This window comes from Sphingomonas pseudosanguinis (assembly GCF_014196255.1).
Lineage (GTDB): Bacteria > Pseudomonadota > Alphaproteobacteria > Sphingomonadales > Sphingomonadaceae > Sphingomonas > Sphingomonas pseudosanguinis.
Map to the genome: position 1 here is coordinate 1 of NZ_JACIDH010000047.1, position 1,323 is coordinate 1,323.

A 1,323-nucleotide genomic window follows, 5' to 3' on the forward strand; every position below is an offset into this window, starting at 1 on the left:
GGGGAGTGTCAGGAATTTCGTGTGCGGGCGGGCATAACGGGAAAGAAGGAGACCCGATATGTCCCGACGCAAAGAGCCTGCGATACCAAACGAGGTACTGGATCAGTTGCTGGCGGGCGGTGACGCGGGCACCGCTTTGGCGCAGGGTGGCCTGCTCGACGCGCTGAAGAAGGCGCTGACCGAGCGCGCGTTGAATGCCGAGATGGACCATCACCTCGCCGGTGAAGTTGGCGCGGGCAACAGCCGCAACGGTTACGGTCGGAAGACGATCACGACCGATACCGGTAAGTTGGCGATCGACGTACCGCGCGACCGGCAAGCCAGCTTCGACCCGCAACTGATCGCCAAATACCAGCGGCGCTTTCCAGGTTTCGATGAAAAGATCGTGTCGATGTACGCGCGCGGTATGAGCACCCGGGAGATCACGGGGCACCTGCACGATCTGTACGGCATCGACGTGTCGCCCGATCTGATCTCGACGGTGACCGACGCCGTACTCGACGAGGTGGCGATCTGGCAGCAGCGGCCGCTGGATCCGGTCTACCCGCTCGTCTTTTTCGACGCCTTGCGGGTGAAGATCCGGGACGAGGGCATGGTGCGCAACAAGGCGATCCACATCGCCCTGGGCGTCCGTGCCGATGGTGCCAAGGAGGTGCTGGGCCTGTGGCTGGAGCAGAACGAGGGTGCCAAATTCTGGCTCAGGGTCATGAACGAGCTCAGGAACCGCGGCACCGAGGACATCCTGCTCGCCGTCGTCGACGGGCTGAAAGGCTTTCCCGAGGCGATCACCGCCGTGTTTCCCGACGCCGTGGTTCAAACCTGTATCGTCCACCTGCTGCGCAATTCCATGGACTTCGTCTCCTGGAAGGAGCGCAAGGGCCTGGCGAGCGCGCTGAAGGAGGTCTACCGCGCACCCAGCGCCGAGGCGGCCGAGCAGGCGCTGACCGCTTTCGAGGCTGGTCCCTGGGGCACCCGCTATCCCGCCATCGGCCATAGCTGGCGGCGCGCCTGGACCGAGGTCATCCCGTTCTTCGCCTTTCCCGACGAGGTTCGGCGGATCATCTATACCACGAATTCCATAGAGGCCTTGAACTCGAAGCTGCGCCGGGCCGTGCGCGCCCGTGGGCATTTCCCCAGCGACGAGGCCGCCACCAAGCTGCTCTACCTGATCTTGAACCGCTCGGAGAAAGAGTGGAGAATGCCGCCACGTGAGTGGACCATGGCAAAGGCCCAGTTCGCCGTCATCTTCGGCGAACGCTTCATCAAGGCCATGGCGGCGTAATGTTCATCCGCCCGCCCGCACACGAAATTCCTGACACTCCC

The 1,323-nt window shown here is 63.5% G+C and carries 1 protein-coding gene; it reads left to right on the top strand.

The genetic code is table 11. The features are described from left to right. Window positions 1-58 precede the first annotated feature (58 nt). A complete protein-coding gene (locus tag GGR48_RS17860) occupies window positions 59-1,282 on the top strand; it encodes an IS256 family transposase (RefSeq protein ID WP_183953187.1) in 1,224 nt (407 codons plus the stop codon). The last annotated feature ends 41 nt before the right edge of the window (window positions 1,283-1,323 follow it).